This is a genomic window from Microbaculum mangrovi (assembly GCF_051390635.1).
GTDB lineage: Bacteria > Pseudomonadota > Alphaproteobacteria > Rhizobiales > Tepidamorphaceae > Microbaculum.
Map to the genome: position 1 here is coordinate 110,367 of NZ_JBPODT010000001.1, position 12,147 is coordinate 122,513.

The 12,147-nt window shown below is 66.4% G+C and carries 14 protein-coding genes; 5 read left to right on the plus strand and 9 right to left on the minus strand.

Annotated features, from left to right (window positions below; translation table 11 throughout):
* Positions 1-44: 44 nt before the first annotated feature.
* Positions 45-362: a DUF6949 family protein gene (locus ACSF9G_RS00515; RefSeq protein ID WP_436637038.1), complete on the minus strand. Its 318-nt coding sequence runs from the start codon at positions 360-362 to the stop codon at positions 45-47.
* Positions 363-575: 213 nt separating this feature from the next.
* Between ACSF9G_RS00515 and ACSF9G_RS00520 the strand changes: the two genes are divergently transcribed.
* Positions 576-1,268: a hypothetical protein gene (locus tag ACSF9G_RS00520; RefSeq protein WP_436637040.1), complete on the plus strand. Its 693-nt coding sequence runs from the start codon at positions 576-578 to the stop codon at positions 1,266-1,268.
* 83 nt (positions 1,269-1,351) lie between these two features.
* On the opposite strand, the gene ACSF9G_RS00525 is transcribed toward ACSF9G_RS00520, so the two are convergent.
* The 4 genes from ACSF9G_RS00525 to ACSF9G_RS00540 all read right to left on the minus strand — a co-directional run bounded on the left by ACSF9G_RS00525 (position 1,352) and on the right by ACSF9G_RS00540 (position 4,412).
* On the minus strand, positions 1,352-1,561 hold the full coding sequence (locus tag ACSF9G_RS00525; protein ID WP_436637042.1) for a DUF3126 family protein: 210 nt from the start codon (positions 1,559-1,561) through the stop codon (positions 1,352-1,354).
* A 72-nt stretch (positions 1,562-1,633) separates the two neighbouring features.
* On the minus strand, positions 1,634-2,470 hold the full coding sequence (gene cysE, locus ACSF9G_RS00530) for a serine O-acetyltransferase (RefSeq protein WP_436637044.1): 837 nt from the start codon (positions 2,468-2,470) through the stop codon (positions 1,634-1,636).
* A 303-nt stretch (positions 2,471-2,773) separates the two neighbouring features.
* Positions 2,774-3,646: an alpha/beta fold hydrolase gene (locus ACSF9G_RS00535; protein WP_436637046.1), complete on the minus strand. Its 873-nt coding sequence runs from the start codon at positions 3,644-3,646 to the stop codon at positions 2,774-2,776.
* Positions 3,647-3,653: 7 nt separating this feature from the next.
* Positions 3,654-4,412 carry an alpha/beta fold hydrolase gene (locus ACSF9G_RS00540; RefSeq protein WP_436637048.1) on the minus strand — a complete coding sequence of 253 codons (759 nt, stop codon included), beginning with the start codon at positions 4,410-4,412 and terminating at the stop codon, positions 3,654-3,656.
* A 207-nt stretch (positions 4,413-4,619) separates the two neighbouring features.
* Here ACSF9G_RS00540 and ACSF9G_RS00545 point away from each other — a divergent pair, with 207 nt between their 5' ends.
* Together ACSF9G_RS00545 and ACSF9G_RS00550 are read left to right on the plus strand one after the other, a co-directional pair.
* Positions 4,620-4,865 carry a zinc-finger domain-containing protein gene (locus ACSF9G_RS00545; protein WP_436637050.1) on the plus strand — a complete coding sequence of 82 codons (246 nt, stop codon included), beginning with the start codon at positions 4,620-4,622 and terminating at the stop codon, positions 4,863-4,865.
* Positions 4,866-4,890: 25 nt separating this feature from the next.
* The gene (locus ACSF9G_RS00550; RefSeq protein WP_436637052.1) at positions 4,891-6,135 is read left to right on the plus strand and encodes an FAD-dependent monooxygenase; all 1,245 of its coding nucleotides are present in this window, start codon (positions 4,891-4,893) and stop codon (positions 6,133-6,135) included.
* A 42-nt stretch (positions 6,136-6,177) separates the two neighbouring features.
* On the opposite strand, the gene ACSF9G_RS00555 is transcribed toward ACSF9G_RS00550, so the two are convergent.
* The 3 genes from ACSF9G_RS00555 to ACSF9G_RS00565 are packed head-to-tail and all read right to left on the minus strand — an operon-like array spanning position 6,178 to position 8,860.
* Entirely contained in the window at positions 6,178-6,972 is a 795-nt protein-coding gene (locus ACSF9G_RS00555; RefSeq protein WP_436637054.1) for an ABC transporter ATP-binding protein, read from the minus strand.
* A complete protein-coding gene (locus tag ACSF9G_RS00560) occupies positions 6,969-7,850 on the minus strand; it encodes an ABC transporter permease (RefSeq protein ID WP_436637056.1) in 882 nt (293 codons plus the stop codon). The genes ACSF9G_RS00555 and ACSF9G_RS00560 overlap by 4 nt, the downstream gene beginning before the upstream one ends.
* 56 nt (positions 7,851-7,906) lie before the next feature.
* A complete protein-coding gene (locus ACSF9G_RS00565; RefSeq protein WP_436637058.1) occupies positions 7,907-8,860 on the minus strand; it encodes an ABC transporter substrate-binding protein in 954 nt (317 codons plus the stop codon).
* A 336-nt stretch (positions 8,861-9,196) separates the two neighbouring features.
* On the opposite strand from ACSF9G_RS00565, the gene ACSF9G_RS00570 reads away from it, so the two are divergent.
* A complete protein-coding gene (locus ACSF9G_RS00570) occupies positions 9,197-9,766 on the plus strand; it encodes a hypothetical protein (RefSeq protein ID WP_436637064.1) in 570 nt (189 codons plus the stop codon).
* A gap of 58 nt (positions 9,767-9,824) precedes the next feature.
* On the opposite strand, the gene ACSF9G_RS00575 is transcribed toward ACSF9G_RS00570, so the two are convergent.
* Entirely contained in the window at positions 9,825-11,270 is a 1,446-nt protein-coding gene (locus tag ACSF9G_RS00575; protein WP_436637078.1) for a TrkH family potassium uptake protein, read from the minus strand.
* Positions 11,271-11,621: 351 nt separating this feature from the next.
* Here ACSF9G_RS00575 and ACSF9G_RS00580 point away from each other — a divergent pair, with 351 nt between their 5' ends.
* Positions 11,622-12,035, plus strand: coding sequence for a hypothetical protein (locus tag ACSF9G_RS00580; RefSeq protein ID WP_436637080.1), 414 nt, complete (start codon positions 11,622-11,624; stop codon positions 12,033-12,035).
* Positions 12,036-12,147: the final 112 nt, after the last annotated feature.

The window sequence follows — 12,147 nt, forward strand, 5'->3', positions numbered from 1 at the left end:
TTATCCGCCCTGTTTAGGCGGTCGGGCGGGGCGGCGGCAAGGCGTCAGGCGAACTGCCCGAGAAGATGGGCGAGGAAGACGCCGGAAAAGAAGCACCACAGGCTGGAGATCACGGTGGTGGCGACCAGGAACCCGACCGGCCTGTGCTCGATCAGGCGCCCGCGAACGGCGTTGCGCATCAGCACCAGCGGCCCGCCGAACACGAGCACGAGAACTTGGCCGAAGGCGCCGGTCGCCGTTGTCGGACGGGCCTGGAAGCTGGGCTGTGCATTCGTCACCAGCCGGTAGCCGCTGACGGTAACGCCCCCGGCCACCAGGCCGACCAGCACCAGATAGACGTAGATCATGACGCTTTCGAGCATAATCGGCATCCCCGCAAGCATGTAGCGAACCGGGATTCGGCTCGCGGACGGAACCGATAGCCGCAAAAGCCATGCCGCCCGGGATGGCCGAAATCGGCGGCCCGTGCTGATCCAGACCGGGACAGGTCGTCCCGGCAACGGATCATTAACCATGTTAATGGCTTTCTTCGTCTCATGCCGGACGTCGCACGTACGTCCCGTCAGGATTGGTCGATGTATCACCTCGTCATGCGCCGGGACCCGCGGGTGCCGCTTGTTGCGCTTCTCTATGCGTTGAGTTTCGTGGCCGTGCTGGTCCTGGGCCGGCTCGCGCTGACGACCTACGACACCCTCGTGGGGGGACTCGACGTCGAAATCGACCCGAATCCGATCGCGCTTTCGGTCGGCCCGGTCGCGCTGGACGTGCCGCGCAACATGATCCGCAACCATCCGTTCGCGCGGGGCAGCGTGTCGGAACTGGAGTTGCGGATGCACTGGCCGACGATGGAGGGGTTCTCGGATCTGCGCGCCGAAGCGTTCCGCACCAACGACGACCGCTCGACGATCATCTACGCGACGCTTCGGCCTTCCAGCGGCTCGCTGTCGCCACAGGACCGCCTGCGGCTCGTCTATTCCCGGCTGCTCGCCTATCCGCCGGCCAGCGGTCCGAACGGACTGATCGCCACGCCCTTCGCCGAAGGCAGTGGCTACGACGGCGAAATCCTGTACACCGCCGGCGATACGTCCAGCCCGTTTGCCGCGCGCTGCGCGCCGGAGGAAGGCGGCGTGCCGGCGAGCTGCACGGTCGAATTCCTGACCGACAACGGGATCGAGGTGATCTACCGGTTCCGCCGCCACCTTCTGTCGCGCTGGCGGGCCATCGACGCGGCCATGCGTGACACGGTCGCGTCCTTCATGCGGGGATAGAGAGTGTCCTGGTCGCCAGGACCCGTTCCGGCGGGCTTGTCCCGAAGCGCCTGGGCGCAGCGGCTGCCCGGCCGGGTGCCCGTTCAGGCGAGATCGAATTCCAGTATAGCCATCTGGAAATTGTACGAGAGGTCTTCGTCCTCGTCGTCGCGGAAGATCACGCCGACGAACTCGTCGCCGATGTAGACCTCTGCGGAATCGTCCTTCTGCGGGCGTGCTTTCACCTGGATCGCCGGCAGCTTGAACGTCTTCTGCAAGTATGCCTCTAGCTTGGCGATTTCTCTTGGTTCCAAGAGGGACCCCTTTTTGGTCTTGTCTGGATTGGTGTGCCGGCGGCGAGTCCGCCGACGCTCGACGCCTGCGTTCTAACCGTTGTCGTCGCGCCCGTCGATCATCTGATCCATCGAAAGCGCCGGTTCCGAACACCCCGCCTGGCCGACGACCTTTGCCGGCACGCCGGCGACGGTGGATTTCGGCGGCACATCCTTGAGAACGACCGACCCCGCGGCAACGCGCGAGCACGCACCCACCTCGATATTGCCGAGGATCTTGGCCCCTGCCCCGATCAGCACGCCGAAGCGCACCTTCGGATGGCGGTCGCCGGACTCCTTGCCGGTCCCGCCGAGCGTGACGTCGTGCAGCATCGACACGGCGTCCTCCACGACGGCGGTTTCGCCGATGACGATCGAGTGGGCGTGGTCGATGAAGATGCCGCGCCCGATCCTCGCGCCGGGATGGATGTCGATGCTGAACGCCGACGACACCCGGCTCTGCAGGTAGGCGGCATAGTCCTGGCGGCCGGTGGTCCACAGCCAGTGGCCCAGCCGATAGGCCTGCAGCGCATGGAAGCCCTTGAAATAGAGCAGCGGCTCTATGTAGCGATGGCAGGCCGGGTCGCGTTCGAAGACGGCGGCGAGATCGGCCCGGAAGGCCTCGCCGATCCCCGGCTGGTCCTTCAGCGCCTCGCGGAACTCGTGGGCGATGAACTGGCTGCCGAGCGCGTTGTGGTCGAGCCGGGAGGCCACGCGGAACGACACCGCCTCTTCCAGCGTATCGTGATTGAGCACCGTCTCCAGGACGAAGGCGGCGAGTGCCGGCTCGCGCTCCAGGATCTCTCCGGCTTCCTCGCGGATGCGCTGCCAGACCGGATCGCACGTAGCGATCGGCGTTTTGCGCTCGAGCCTCTGTGATCCGCTAACCATGACCACCTCCGCGGGCCTTCGACGGCCCCTGCTGTTTATATCGCAAACCTAACATATGTGTCGCGGGTTACTAAAAATGGAAGAGCGCGATCGTCAACGTATAGGTGCCCTGTGCCGGGCGCAGGATCTGGAAAACCCGCAAAACGATTGCAGGGACAGCGCTCCCGCCGGCTTTGTTGATTCAGAACATTCGTGCGCTGAATCAGACTCTTAAGTCGCTGAATCGGCGCCTCAGCGGACGCGGCCAAGCGATTCTTCCGACTCGGGAATCCCGCCTCGACCGAACCTGATTCCAGTCCACTGTCAGGCCGCTTCCAGCCGCCCAAGGAAATCGATCACGGCCTGGGCGAAGACATCGTTCTTGTCGCCGACCACCATGTGCCCGGCGCCGCTCACGTCGGCATAGGCGGCGTGCGGCACCAGCGAGAGGAACTCGTCGGCGTGCTCCTCGCTGACCAGCTCGCTCATCCGGCCGCGCACCAGCAACGTCGGAACGGAGACCCGCGATGCGGCCTCGAGCAGCACGTCCGGGTTGCGCTCGGCTCCGGAGGACACGGGCCTGGGGCCAGACAGGAAGCGCGGGTCCCAGTGCCAGCGGTAGCGGCCGTCCGCGTCGAGGCGCAGGTTCTTGCGCAGCCCGTCCAGCGAGCGCGGCCGCGGCCGGTGCGGCAGGTATTCGGCCACCGCGTCGGCGGCCTCCTCGAGGCTTTGGAAGCCGCTGTCCATGCGCGCGCCCATGAACTGCAGGACCCCGGCGACGCCATTCGGGTCCATCCGCGGCGTCACGTCGACGAGCACCAGCGCCGCCATCGGCGGCCTGTCCTCGCCCGCGACCAGCAGCGAGCTCAAGCCCCCCAGCGAGGCGCCGATCGCCACCGGGGCCGTCCCGTATCGCTCGCCGACCTGACGGAACACCGCGCCGGCATCGTCGGCGAAGTCGCGAAAGCTGTAGTGACCCGGCTCGCTGCGCGCGCTCTCGCCGTGGCCACGCTGGTCGACGGTGATCGCCCGCCAGCCGGACTGGGCAAGCTGCGCCGCCGTTCCGCCCCAGGAATGGCGCGTCTGGCCGCCGCCATGCAGCAGCACCGCGACCGGTCCGTGCCCCTCGCCCCAGAGGTCGGCGGCCAGCCGGTTGCCTTCCGCGCCGGAAAAGGAAATCGGTTTGCGTTCGCTCATGCCCGCGTCAGCTCCCTTCCGCCAGAAACGCGACGACCGCGGCCTTGTTGGTCCTGTCCCCGACGGCCTTCATGTGGTCCCTGCCCTGGATGTGGAACGCCCGCCCCTTCGGGATCATCGCCGCCAGCTCGTCCGGGTTGCCGGCGATGTCGTCGTCCGTTCCCACGGCCACCAGGACCGGCATCGGCAGGCCGGCCAGCAGCTCCGGGGTGATCCGCACCCGCGCGGAGCGGATGCAGGCGGCCAGCGCCTTCAGGTCGCTGCCGGTCTGCTCGGCGAAATAGCGGAATGCCCGCCCCTTCGGATCGCTCACGTCGTCGTGCGACGCCGCTTCCAGCGCCTGGGCGATCGGTTCCGGCGCGCCGACGCCGCGCACCATGCCGACGCCCAGTCCGCCGAAGACGGCGCGGCTGACCCGTTCGGGATGGTTCAGCGCCAGGAACGCCGTGATCCGCGCGCCCATCGAGTAGCCGACGACGGCGGCCGTCTCGATGCCCAGATGCTGGAGCAACCGGTAGGCGTCCTCCGCCATGATCGGCGCGCCATAGTCGGCGAGGTCGTGGAGCTTCTCGCTCTTGCCGTGGCCGCGGTTGTCGATGGCGATTACCCGGTGGCCGGCCTTTTTCAGGATATCGACCCAGCCCGTATCCACCCAGTTGGCCCGGATATTGGACGCAAAGCCGTGGATCAGCAGGACCGGCGATCCCTCGCCCTCGTCGATATAGGCGATATCGACGCCGTTCGAGTCGAAATGGTGGGTGTCCATGGAACGCCTTCGCTGAAACGCCTTCATTTTGCTGAACCGCCTTTTTAGCTTCCGTTGACGCGAAGGGAAACCGGAAATTAGAAGGGCGGGCCACTAGGAAGCGGTCGCCTATCTCGCTATGGTCCGCTTCGCCGCGCAGGCAAGTCGCCGCAAAGGCAAATCGCCGTGAATGCAAATCGCCGTGAATGCAAATCGAGGACGATCCGGATGGCCGACCACGTGATACCGCACTTCCACAACGCCGGCGGCGTGTCCAGCATCCGCATCGGCGCCCGCGAGTTCCAGTGCATCGGCGCGCTGCCGCCCTTCGACCATCCCCATGTCTATCTCGACATGGGCGACGAGGACGAGATCGTCTGCCCCTATTGCTCGACGCACTACAAGCACGACCCGTCGCTCAAGCCTGCCGAGGCCGTGCCGGCGGAAAGCGCCTGGCGCGCCGACGCGGCCTGAGCCGGCCGCCCGAAATCCGTCAGTAATGGCCGCCGACCGCCATATCGCCGTCGCCGGCGGCGGAATCGCCGGGCTGACCGCGGCCCTGGCGATCGCCGGTCCGGATTCCCGCGGCCCCACACGCGTCACCATCTACGAGCAGGCCGCCCGGCTGGAAGAGGTCGGCGCCGGCCTGCAGGTTTCCCCCAACGCCTGGCGCGTCCTCGACGCCCTCGGCGTCGCCGAGGCCATCGTGCCGCGCTCGGTCGCCCCGAAAGCGATCCTGATGCGCCGCGGCCGCGACGGCCGGGTGATCGCCCGGATCCCGCTCGGCGACACCGCCACCGCCCGCTGGGGCGCGCCCTACCGCGTCGTCCATCGCGCCGACCTGCAGGCCGCCCTCGTCGCCGCGATCGACACCAATCCGAACATCGACATCCGGCTATCGTCGCACCTCGAGGGGTTCCGCATCGGCAAGGCCGACGTTGCCCTACATTTCGCCGCCGGAGCCGACGCCAATGCCGACGCCCGAGCCGACGCCAGGGCCGACGCTGATGCCGACATTCGCGCCGACGGGCTGATCGGCGCCGACGGGCTCTGGTCCGCCGTCCGCCGCCAGGTCTGCGGCGAGGCCGATCCGGTCTATTCCGGCAAGGTCGCCTGGCGCGCCACCGTTCCCGCCGACGCGGTTCCCGCCGGCATAGATCCCTGGGAAACCGGCCTCTGGCTCGGCCGCGACGCCCACCTCGTCCACTACGGCGTGCGCGGCGGCGCCGAGGTCAACGTGGTCGCGATCTTCGCCGACGACTGGACCGAGCCGGGCTGGAGCGCACCGGGAAAACGCGAGGATGTTCTAAGCCGTTACGCCCGCTGGCACCGCCTTGCCGGCGCGCTCGTCGAGGCCCCGGACCACTGGGTCAAATGGGCGCTGGCCGACCGCGAGCCGCTGTCGCGCTGGGGTCTGGGGCCGGTGACCCTGGCCGGCGACGCCGCCCATCCGATGCTGCCGTTCATGGCCCAGGGCGCGGCGATGGGCATCGAAGACGGCTGGGTTCTGGGGCAGGTTCTGGCCGATGGCTACGACGTCCCCCAGGCCTTCCGCCTCTACGAGAACCGCCGCATGCGCCGCACCGCCCGCGTCCAGAAGGACGCCCGCTCTAACGGCGAGATCTATCATCTCGGCGGCATCGCCGCCGCCGGCCGCGACGCCGCGCTTGGCCTGCTGGGACCGCAGCGCCTGCTCGCCCGCTTCGACTGGCTCTACGGTTGGGGGCGGTCGGCGGGCACCTAGCGTCCCGCCGCGCGGACGAACCGCCTACTCGATCAGACGGGCCTACTCGATCAGCAGGCTGTCGTCGTCGATATCCTGCCCGCGCACCTTGCGGAACATGTGGATCAGGTCCTCGACGTCGAGGCTCGCGCGCTCCTCGCCGGCCACGTCGAGGATGATCTTGCCCTCGTGCAGCATCACCGTGCGATCGCCGAGATCGAGCGCCTGGCGCATCGAGTGCGTCACCATCAGCGTGGCGACCTTCCGTTCCCCGACCACCCGGCGAGTCAGATCGAGCACGAACTCCGCCATCGCCGGATCGAGCGCGGCGGTATGCTCGTCGAGCAGCAGCACGTCGGCGTCCGACAGCGTCGCCATGACCAGCGCCAGCGCCTGCCGCTGGCCGCCCGACAATAGCGCCATCTGGTCGTCCAACCGATTTTCCAGGCCCAGGCCGAGTTCGGCCAGCCGCTGCCGGAACAGGTGGCGGCGGCTGCGCGAGATGGCGAGACCGAGCCCGCGCCGCCTGCCGCGCGCGGCGGCGATCGCCAGGTTTTCCTCGATCGTCAGTCGGCCGCAGCTTCCCGCCAGCGGGTCCTGGAAGACCCGCGCGACCTTGGCGGCCCGGATCGCCGTCGGCAGCCGCGAGACATCCTGGCCGCCGATCTCGATCTTGCCGGCCTCCGGCAGCACATCGCCGGCGATCGCCGCCAGCAGGGTCGACTTGCCGGCGCCGTTAGATCCGATCACCGAGACGAACTGGTGATCGGGGACCGTGAGATCGACGCCGCGAAGCGCCCGTTTCTCCAGTGGCGTTCCCTTGCCGAAGATGATGTCGAGGCCGGTGACGCGGATCATGTCTCGACCTTTCGGCCGCGCAGGCGCGGCAGGATCAGTGCCACGGCGACCAGCACCGCGGTGACCAGATTGAGATCGGAAGCCTTCAGGCCGATCGCATCGGCCCCCAGCGCGAACTGGATGGCGATGCGGTAGAGCACCGACCCGACGATACAGCCGATCAGCGCCCACATGATGGTGCGCGGGCGGAACAGGGTCTCGCCGACGATCACCGCGGCCAGTCCCACGACGATCGTGCCGATGCCCGTCGTCACATCGGCGAAACCGTTGGTCTGGGCGAACAGCGCACCGGCGAGGCCTACGAGACCGTTGGCAAGCGCCATGCCCACATAGATATGCACGCTCGTGCGCACGCCCTGCGCGCGGGCCATCTTCGGATTGACGCCGGTCGCCCGCATGGCGAGACCGAAGTCGGACGCCAGGAACCGCGCGACCAGGAAGGCGACGATAACGACCAGGACAAGGATCACGAGCGGCCGGACGTAATGATCCGGCATCCCCAGGCCGTAGAACGGCGACAGCACCGTTTCCTGATTGATGAGCGCCACGTTCGGCCGCCCCATGATCCGCAGGTTTATCGAGAACAGCGCGATCATGGTGAGGATCGAGGCGAGCAGATGCAGAATGCCGAAGCGCTGGTTCAGGAACGCGGTGACGAGGCCGGCGAGCGCGCCGGCGAGGATCGCGGCCAGGCAGCCCGTCCATGGATCAATGCCGCTGGTGATCAGCACGGCGGCCACCGCCGCTCCCAGCGGAAACGAGCCGTCGACCGTCAGATCGGGAAAATCGAGCACCCGGAACGCGAGAAGCACGCCTATGGCGACAAAGGCATAGACAAGCCCGATCTCGACGGCGCCGAGGAATGCGATCTCGCTCATGCGGGAATACTACCCGTGAAAATGGCCCGGCCGCGAGGCGGCCGGACCCGAACGCGTCACTGTACGACCGTGTTGGCGCGACTGACGACCGCATCGGGGATCGTTACGCCCATCTTCTTCGCGGCCCCAGGATTGACCACCAGATTGGTTCCCTGCGCCTGCATTACCGGGATCGATCCCGGCTTCTCGCCGTCCAGCACCTTGGCGACGATCGCCGCCGTCTGAAGGCCGATGTCGTAGTAGTTGAAGCCGATCGCCGCGATCGCGCCGCGCGGTACCGAGTCCGTGTCGCCGGCGTAAAGCGGGATACCGTTTTGCTCGGCCACCTGCACGGCAGCCTCGAGCGCGGAAACCACGGTGTTGTCGGTCGGGATATACATCACGTCCACCTTGCCGACCAGCGAACGGGCCGCCTGCTGCACGTCGGCGGTCTTGGTGGTGCTCGCTTCGACGATCTCGTATCCGGCCGCCCCGCCGAGCTCCTTCAGCTTCTCGACCAGCGCGACCGAGTTCGCCTCGCCTGGATTGAAGATGATACCGATGCGCTTGGCGTCGGGGCTGATCTCCTTGATCAGGGCGAGGTGGTCGGCAAGCGGAGACAGGTCGGAAACGCCGGTGACGTTGCCGCCGGGCATCGCCGCGTCCGTGACGAGTTCGGCGCCGACCGGATCGGTGACGGCGGTGAACACCACCGGGATATCCTTGGTGGCGGCGACGACGGCCTGGGCCGACGGCGTCGAGATCGGCACGATCACGGTCGGGGCGTCGCCGACGAACTTGCGGGCGATCTGGGCGGCGGTCGCCGGATTGCCCTGCGCGGACTCGTAGACGAACGTCAGGTTGTCGCCGACCTTGTAGCCGGCATCAGCCAGACCGTCGCGAATGCCGTCGCGGGCGGCATCAAGTGCAGGATGCTCGACGATGGCCGTCACCGCCACGGTGACCTCCGCAGCCTTCGCCGGAACGGCGAGAAGGCCGATTGCCGCAGCCGCGGCGAAATATTTCAACATGCCTGTCCTCCCATTATGCGATCGATCAGCGGACCCACATCCGCCTGTCCCTCGTATGTGTCGAACACCGCCGCGCCGCGGAAGTCAACAGGTGCGCTCAGTCGAGCCGCCCCATCGTTCGCGGCCGGAAAGAACTGAAACAAAACTGATACCTCGCGGAAATTGATCTGCGATGTAGTTCATTTTAACAGAACTCCTCGTTTGCTGAAAATCACGAGCAACGCTCGAACCGGCAAATATCACAACCACACAGGCATTTTCGCGCGGAAGATTCTCATAAGCACCAGAAAGAACGCGAAATTCAATTCAACGACCAAGGAGATAGATATGAGGCCTATGCTGCTTCAGACTCGGAACGTCTTTATAGCCGCGGGCATCGCTGCCGCCCTTCTCACTGCCGCCGGCACCGGACCGGCAGCAGCAGCCCAGAACGAAGGCAAGGGCTCCGGCGCGCCACTCGTCGAGCCGGCCGCCAAGGAGAAGGTGACGTATGGCAAGAAGCAGATCCTGCAGCTTACGGCCGTCGATTTCGCGCCCGTGGGAACCGGCGCTGACTACAAGTATTGTGGCGACGGCGGCGTCTGCGCAACGGCCGGCTCCGAATACTTCAATACCGGACTGCGCCTGCCGGCCGGCACCCGGATCCTGAAGGTCATCGTCTACGTGAACCCGAACGGGTCTCCCGTCGACGTGTCCTTCACGAGCTACAAGCCGACGGTTCCCACCTACCAGATCATCAAGGAGGCCAGCTCCACCGCCGGGACGGCGGTAGAGGCCGTCCCCATCAAAGTCGGACACGTCCTGCGGAAAGGGTGGAACTACCGGGTCGACAACATCCGCCTGTCGGCGGGCCAGGCGACCCTGTATGGCGCCAAGGTGGTCTACCGCGAGCGCGAGACGAACTAGCCGCCGCCTTTTTGTGCCCGGTTCGTCGACCTATTCGACGGATCGGGCCCTCGCCCCCCTAGCCCCGCCAGAATTCGGGATCGAGCATCACGATCAGCGTGAAGAGCTCCAGCCGGCCGAGCAGCATCGCCGCCGTCAGCACCCATTTGGCCGGGTCCGGAACCGTCGTGAAGTTGCCGGCAGGTCCCACGATGGGGCCGAGACCGGGACCGACGTTGCCGATGGCGGTGGCCGCCGACGAGATCGCGGTGACGAAATCCAGCCCGGTCATCGCCAGAAGCAGGGTGAACAGCGCGGCCGTGCCGATATAGACGGCCAGAAACGCCAGGACGGACGCGGGAACGTCTTCGGGCAGCCGGCGTCCCCCGAACCGCAGGATCACCAGCCGGCTTGGCCGCACCAGGCGCTGGACATGCGCTTTCACCGTCGCCCACAGAACCTGAAACCGGTAGATCTTGATGCCCCCGGCCGTCGACCCGGTGCAGCCGCCGACGAAGGTCAGCAGGAAGAACAGCGCGACCGCCGGCGCGCCCCACTGCAGGTAGTCGGTGGATGCATAGCCGGTCGTCGTGACGATCGAGACGACATGGAAGGCGGCCAGCCGGACCCCGTCGGCGACAGCCATGCCCTGCGACCGCGCGACCCAGACGCCGAGCACCAGGCTTATCGCGACGACCAGTGTCATCAGCACGCGGATCTGGGGATCACGCCAGAGGCTGAAGGACTCGCGCTTGAGCATCTTGATGTAGGCGACGAACGGAAACGCGCCGGCGAGCATGAAAACGACGGCGAACCATTCGATCTGCGCCGATTGGAAATGCCCCATCGACGCGTCGTAGTTGGCGAAACCGCCCGTCGAAAGCGTGGTCATCGCGTGGCAAACCGCATCGAACGGCGCCATGCCGGCGATCATGTAGGAAACGGCGCAGGCGACTGTCAGCGCGATATAGACCGAGACGATGTAGCCAACGAGTTCGACCGGGCGCGGCACGATCTTCTCCGACCGGTCGGAGCTTTCTGTGTGGAACAGCTGCATGCCGCCAACCCGCAGGAACGGCAGGATGATGATCGCCATGACCACGATGCCGACGCCGCCGATCCATTGCAGAAGCGCGCGCCACAGCAGCAGTCCGGGCGGCAGGCGGTCGAGGCCTACGATGACGGTTGATCCCGTCGTGGTGAACCCCGAAACCGCCTCGAACAGGGCATCGTCGAAATCGAGCCCCAACGCCAGGAACGGCAGCGCCGAGAAGGCCGACAGCGCGATCCAGACGGTCGCCGTCATCAGAAACGCCTGCCGGACGGTCATGCGCATCGTGTCCGGCCGCCGCGTCGCCAGCGCCATCAGCGTGCCGAGCGTCCAGGTCAACAGCGCGGTGGCGGCGAAGATCTGCCAGTCCGGATTGTCGGCGGCCACATCGACGATGGCGGGTAGCAGCATGGCAAGGCCGAGCCCCGCCGTCAGGAGGCCCGTAACGTGCAGAACCGGAAGCAGGAAGATCACGCGGCAGCTCTCATGATGCAGCGACCCGACGACGCCGTTCCCAAGGGTTTTCCCCGAATGGCTGCCACCCACTGGTAGATCGCGGGACCGCCGACTCAGGCCCCGTATCCGCGCCGGTCGGCGATAAAATACCGGCACACCCGGCCGGTGTCGAACCCGTATGTCACCCGCGGGATCACCCGCCCTCCCCCACCGTCCGGCTTCGCGTGTTTCCGGCACAAGGCGCCAAGGGTGCAATGGACCATCCATAAAACTATAACTTGCATATTGTAATTCACACTCGTATAAGTTGGCTAAGGAGACAGCAAAGTCTCAAGGTCGGCATGGACTGGGAACGCGGGGAGGATGAGCATGGCTGAACAGCGCGCGACCACCGACGACAAGAAGGCCGACGCTCTCAAGAAATCCCTATCCGAATGCATCGCGCAGGGAGAGGCCGCCCTCTCGGAACGGCCCGACGACCCGTGCCTTGCCTGTGTCCTGATCGCGCTGAAGGACACGGACGTTCAGGACCACTTCGTCAAGCACCTGTTGGACAACGAGGCGTTCACGCGGGCCTATTGCCTTGGCGGGGTATCGATTCCGGAAGTTCAGCGCGTCGTTTTCGAATTCACCTGCGTGCTTCCGAAGATCTGTCTGTTTCCCGTGCGCTTCATGGTGACCGTGAACGTCATCACCGGGAAGGTCGAGGAGATCGCCGATCCGGCACCGACCTTCGTTCCCGTTAGCGAACAGATGCCCGGGGTGGCGTTCCAGCTGCCTTGAGGGCCGACGAACCGGACCACCGGTTGCATCGGCGTGATTGATCGGGATGGCCTGGGGCCATTTTGAACTGCACCGGCGCCCGACCACCCGGCTTGGTTGTAGGACCTCATCA

Coding starts and splice junctions, on each gene's coding strand:
- ACSF9G_RS00520 (WP_436637040.1), top strand. CDS start 576: ATGTATCACCTCGTCATGCGCCGGGACCCGCGGGTGCCGCTTGTTGCG.
- ACSF9G_RS00555 (WP_436637054.1), bottom strand. CDS start 6,972: ATGATCCGCGTCACCGGCCTCGACATCATCTTCGGCAAGGGAACGCCA.
- ACSF9G_RS00515 (WP_436637038.1), bottom strand. CDS start 362: ATGCTCGAAAGCGTCATGATCTACGTCTATCTGGTGCTGGTCGGCCTG.
- ACSF9G_RS00550 (WP_436637052.1), top strand. CDS start 4,891: ATGGCCGCCGACCGCCATATCGCCGTCGCCGGCGGCGGAATCGCCGGG.
- ACSF9G_RS00565 (WP_436637058.1), bottom strand. CDS start 8,860: ATGTTGAAATATTTCGCCGCGGCTGCGGCAATCGGCCTTCTCGCCGTT.
- ACSF9G_RS00570 (WP_436637064.1), top strand. CDS start 9,197: ATGCTGCTTCAGACTCGGAACGTCTTTATAGCCGCGGGCATCGCTGCC.
- ACSF9G_RS00580 (WP_436637080.1), top strand. CDS start 11,622: ATGGCTGAACAGCGCGCGACCACCGACGACAAGAAGGCCGACGCTCTC.
- ACSF9G_RS00540 (WP_436637048.1), bottom strand. CDS start 4,412: ATGGACACCCACCATTTCGACTCGAACGGCGTCGATATCGCCTATATC.
- ACSF9G_RS00535 (WP_436637046.1), bottom strand. CDS start 3,646: ATGAGCGAACGCAAACCGATTTCCTTTTCCGGCGCGGAAGGCAACCGG.
- ACSF9G_RS00545 (WP_436637050.1), top strand. CDS start 4,620: ATGGCCGACCACGTGATACCGCACTTCCACAACGCCGGCGGCGTGTCC.
- cysE (WP_436637044.1), bottom strand. CDS start 2,470: ATGGTTAGCGGATCACAGAGGCTCGAGCGCAAAACGCCGATCGCTACG.
- ACSF9G_RS00560 (WP_436637056.1), bottom strand. CDS start 7,850: ATGAGCGAGATCGCATTCCTCGGCGCCGTCGAGATCGGGCTTGTCTAT.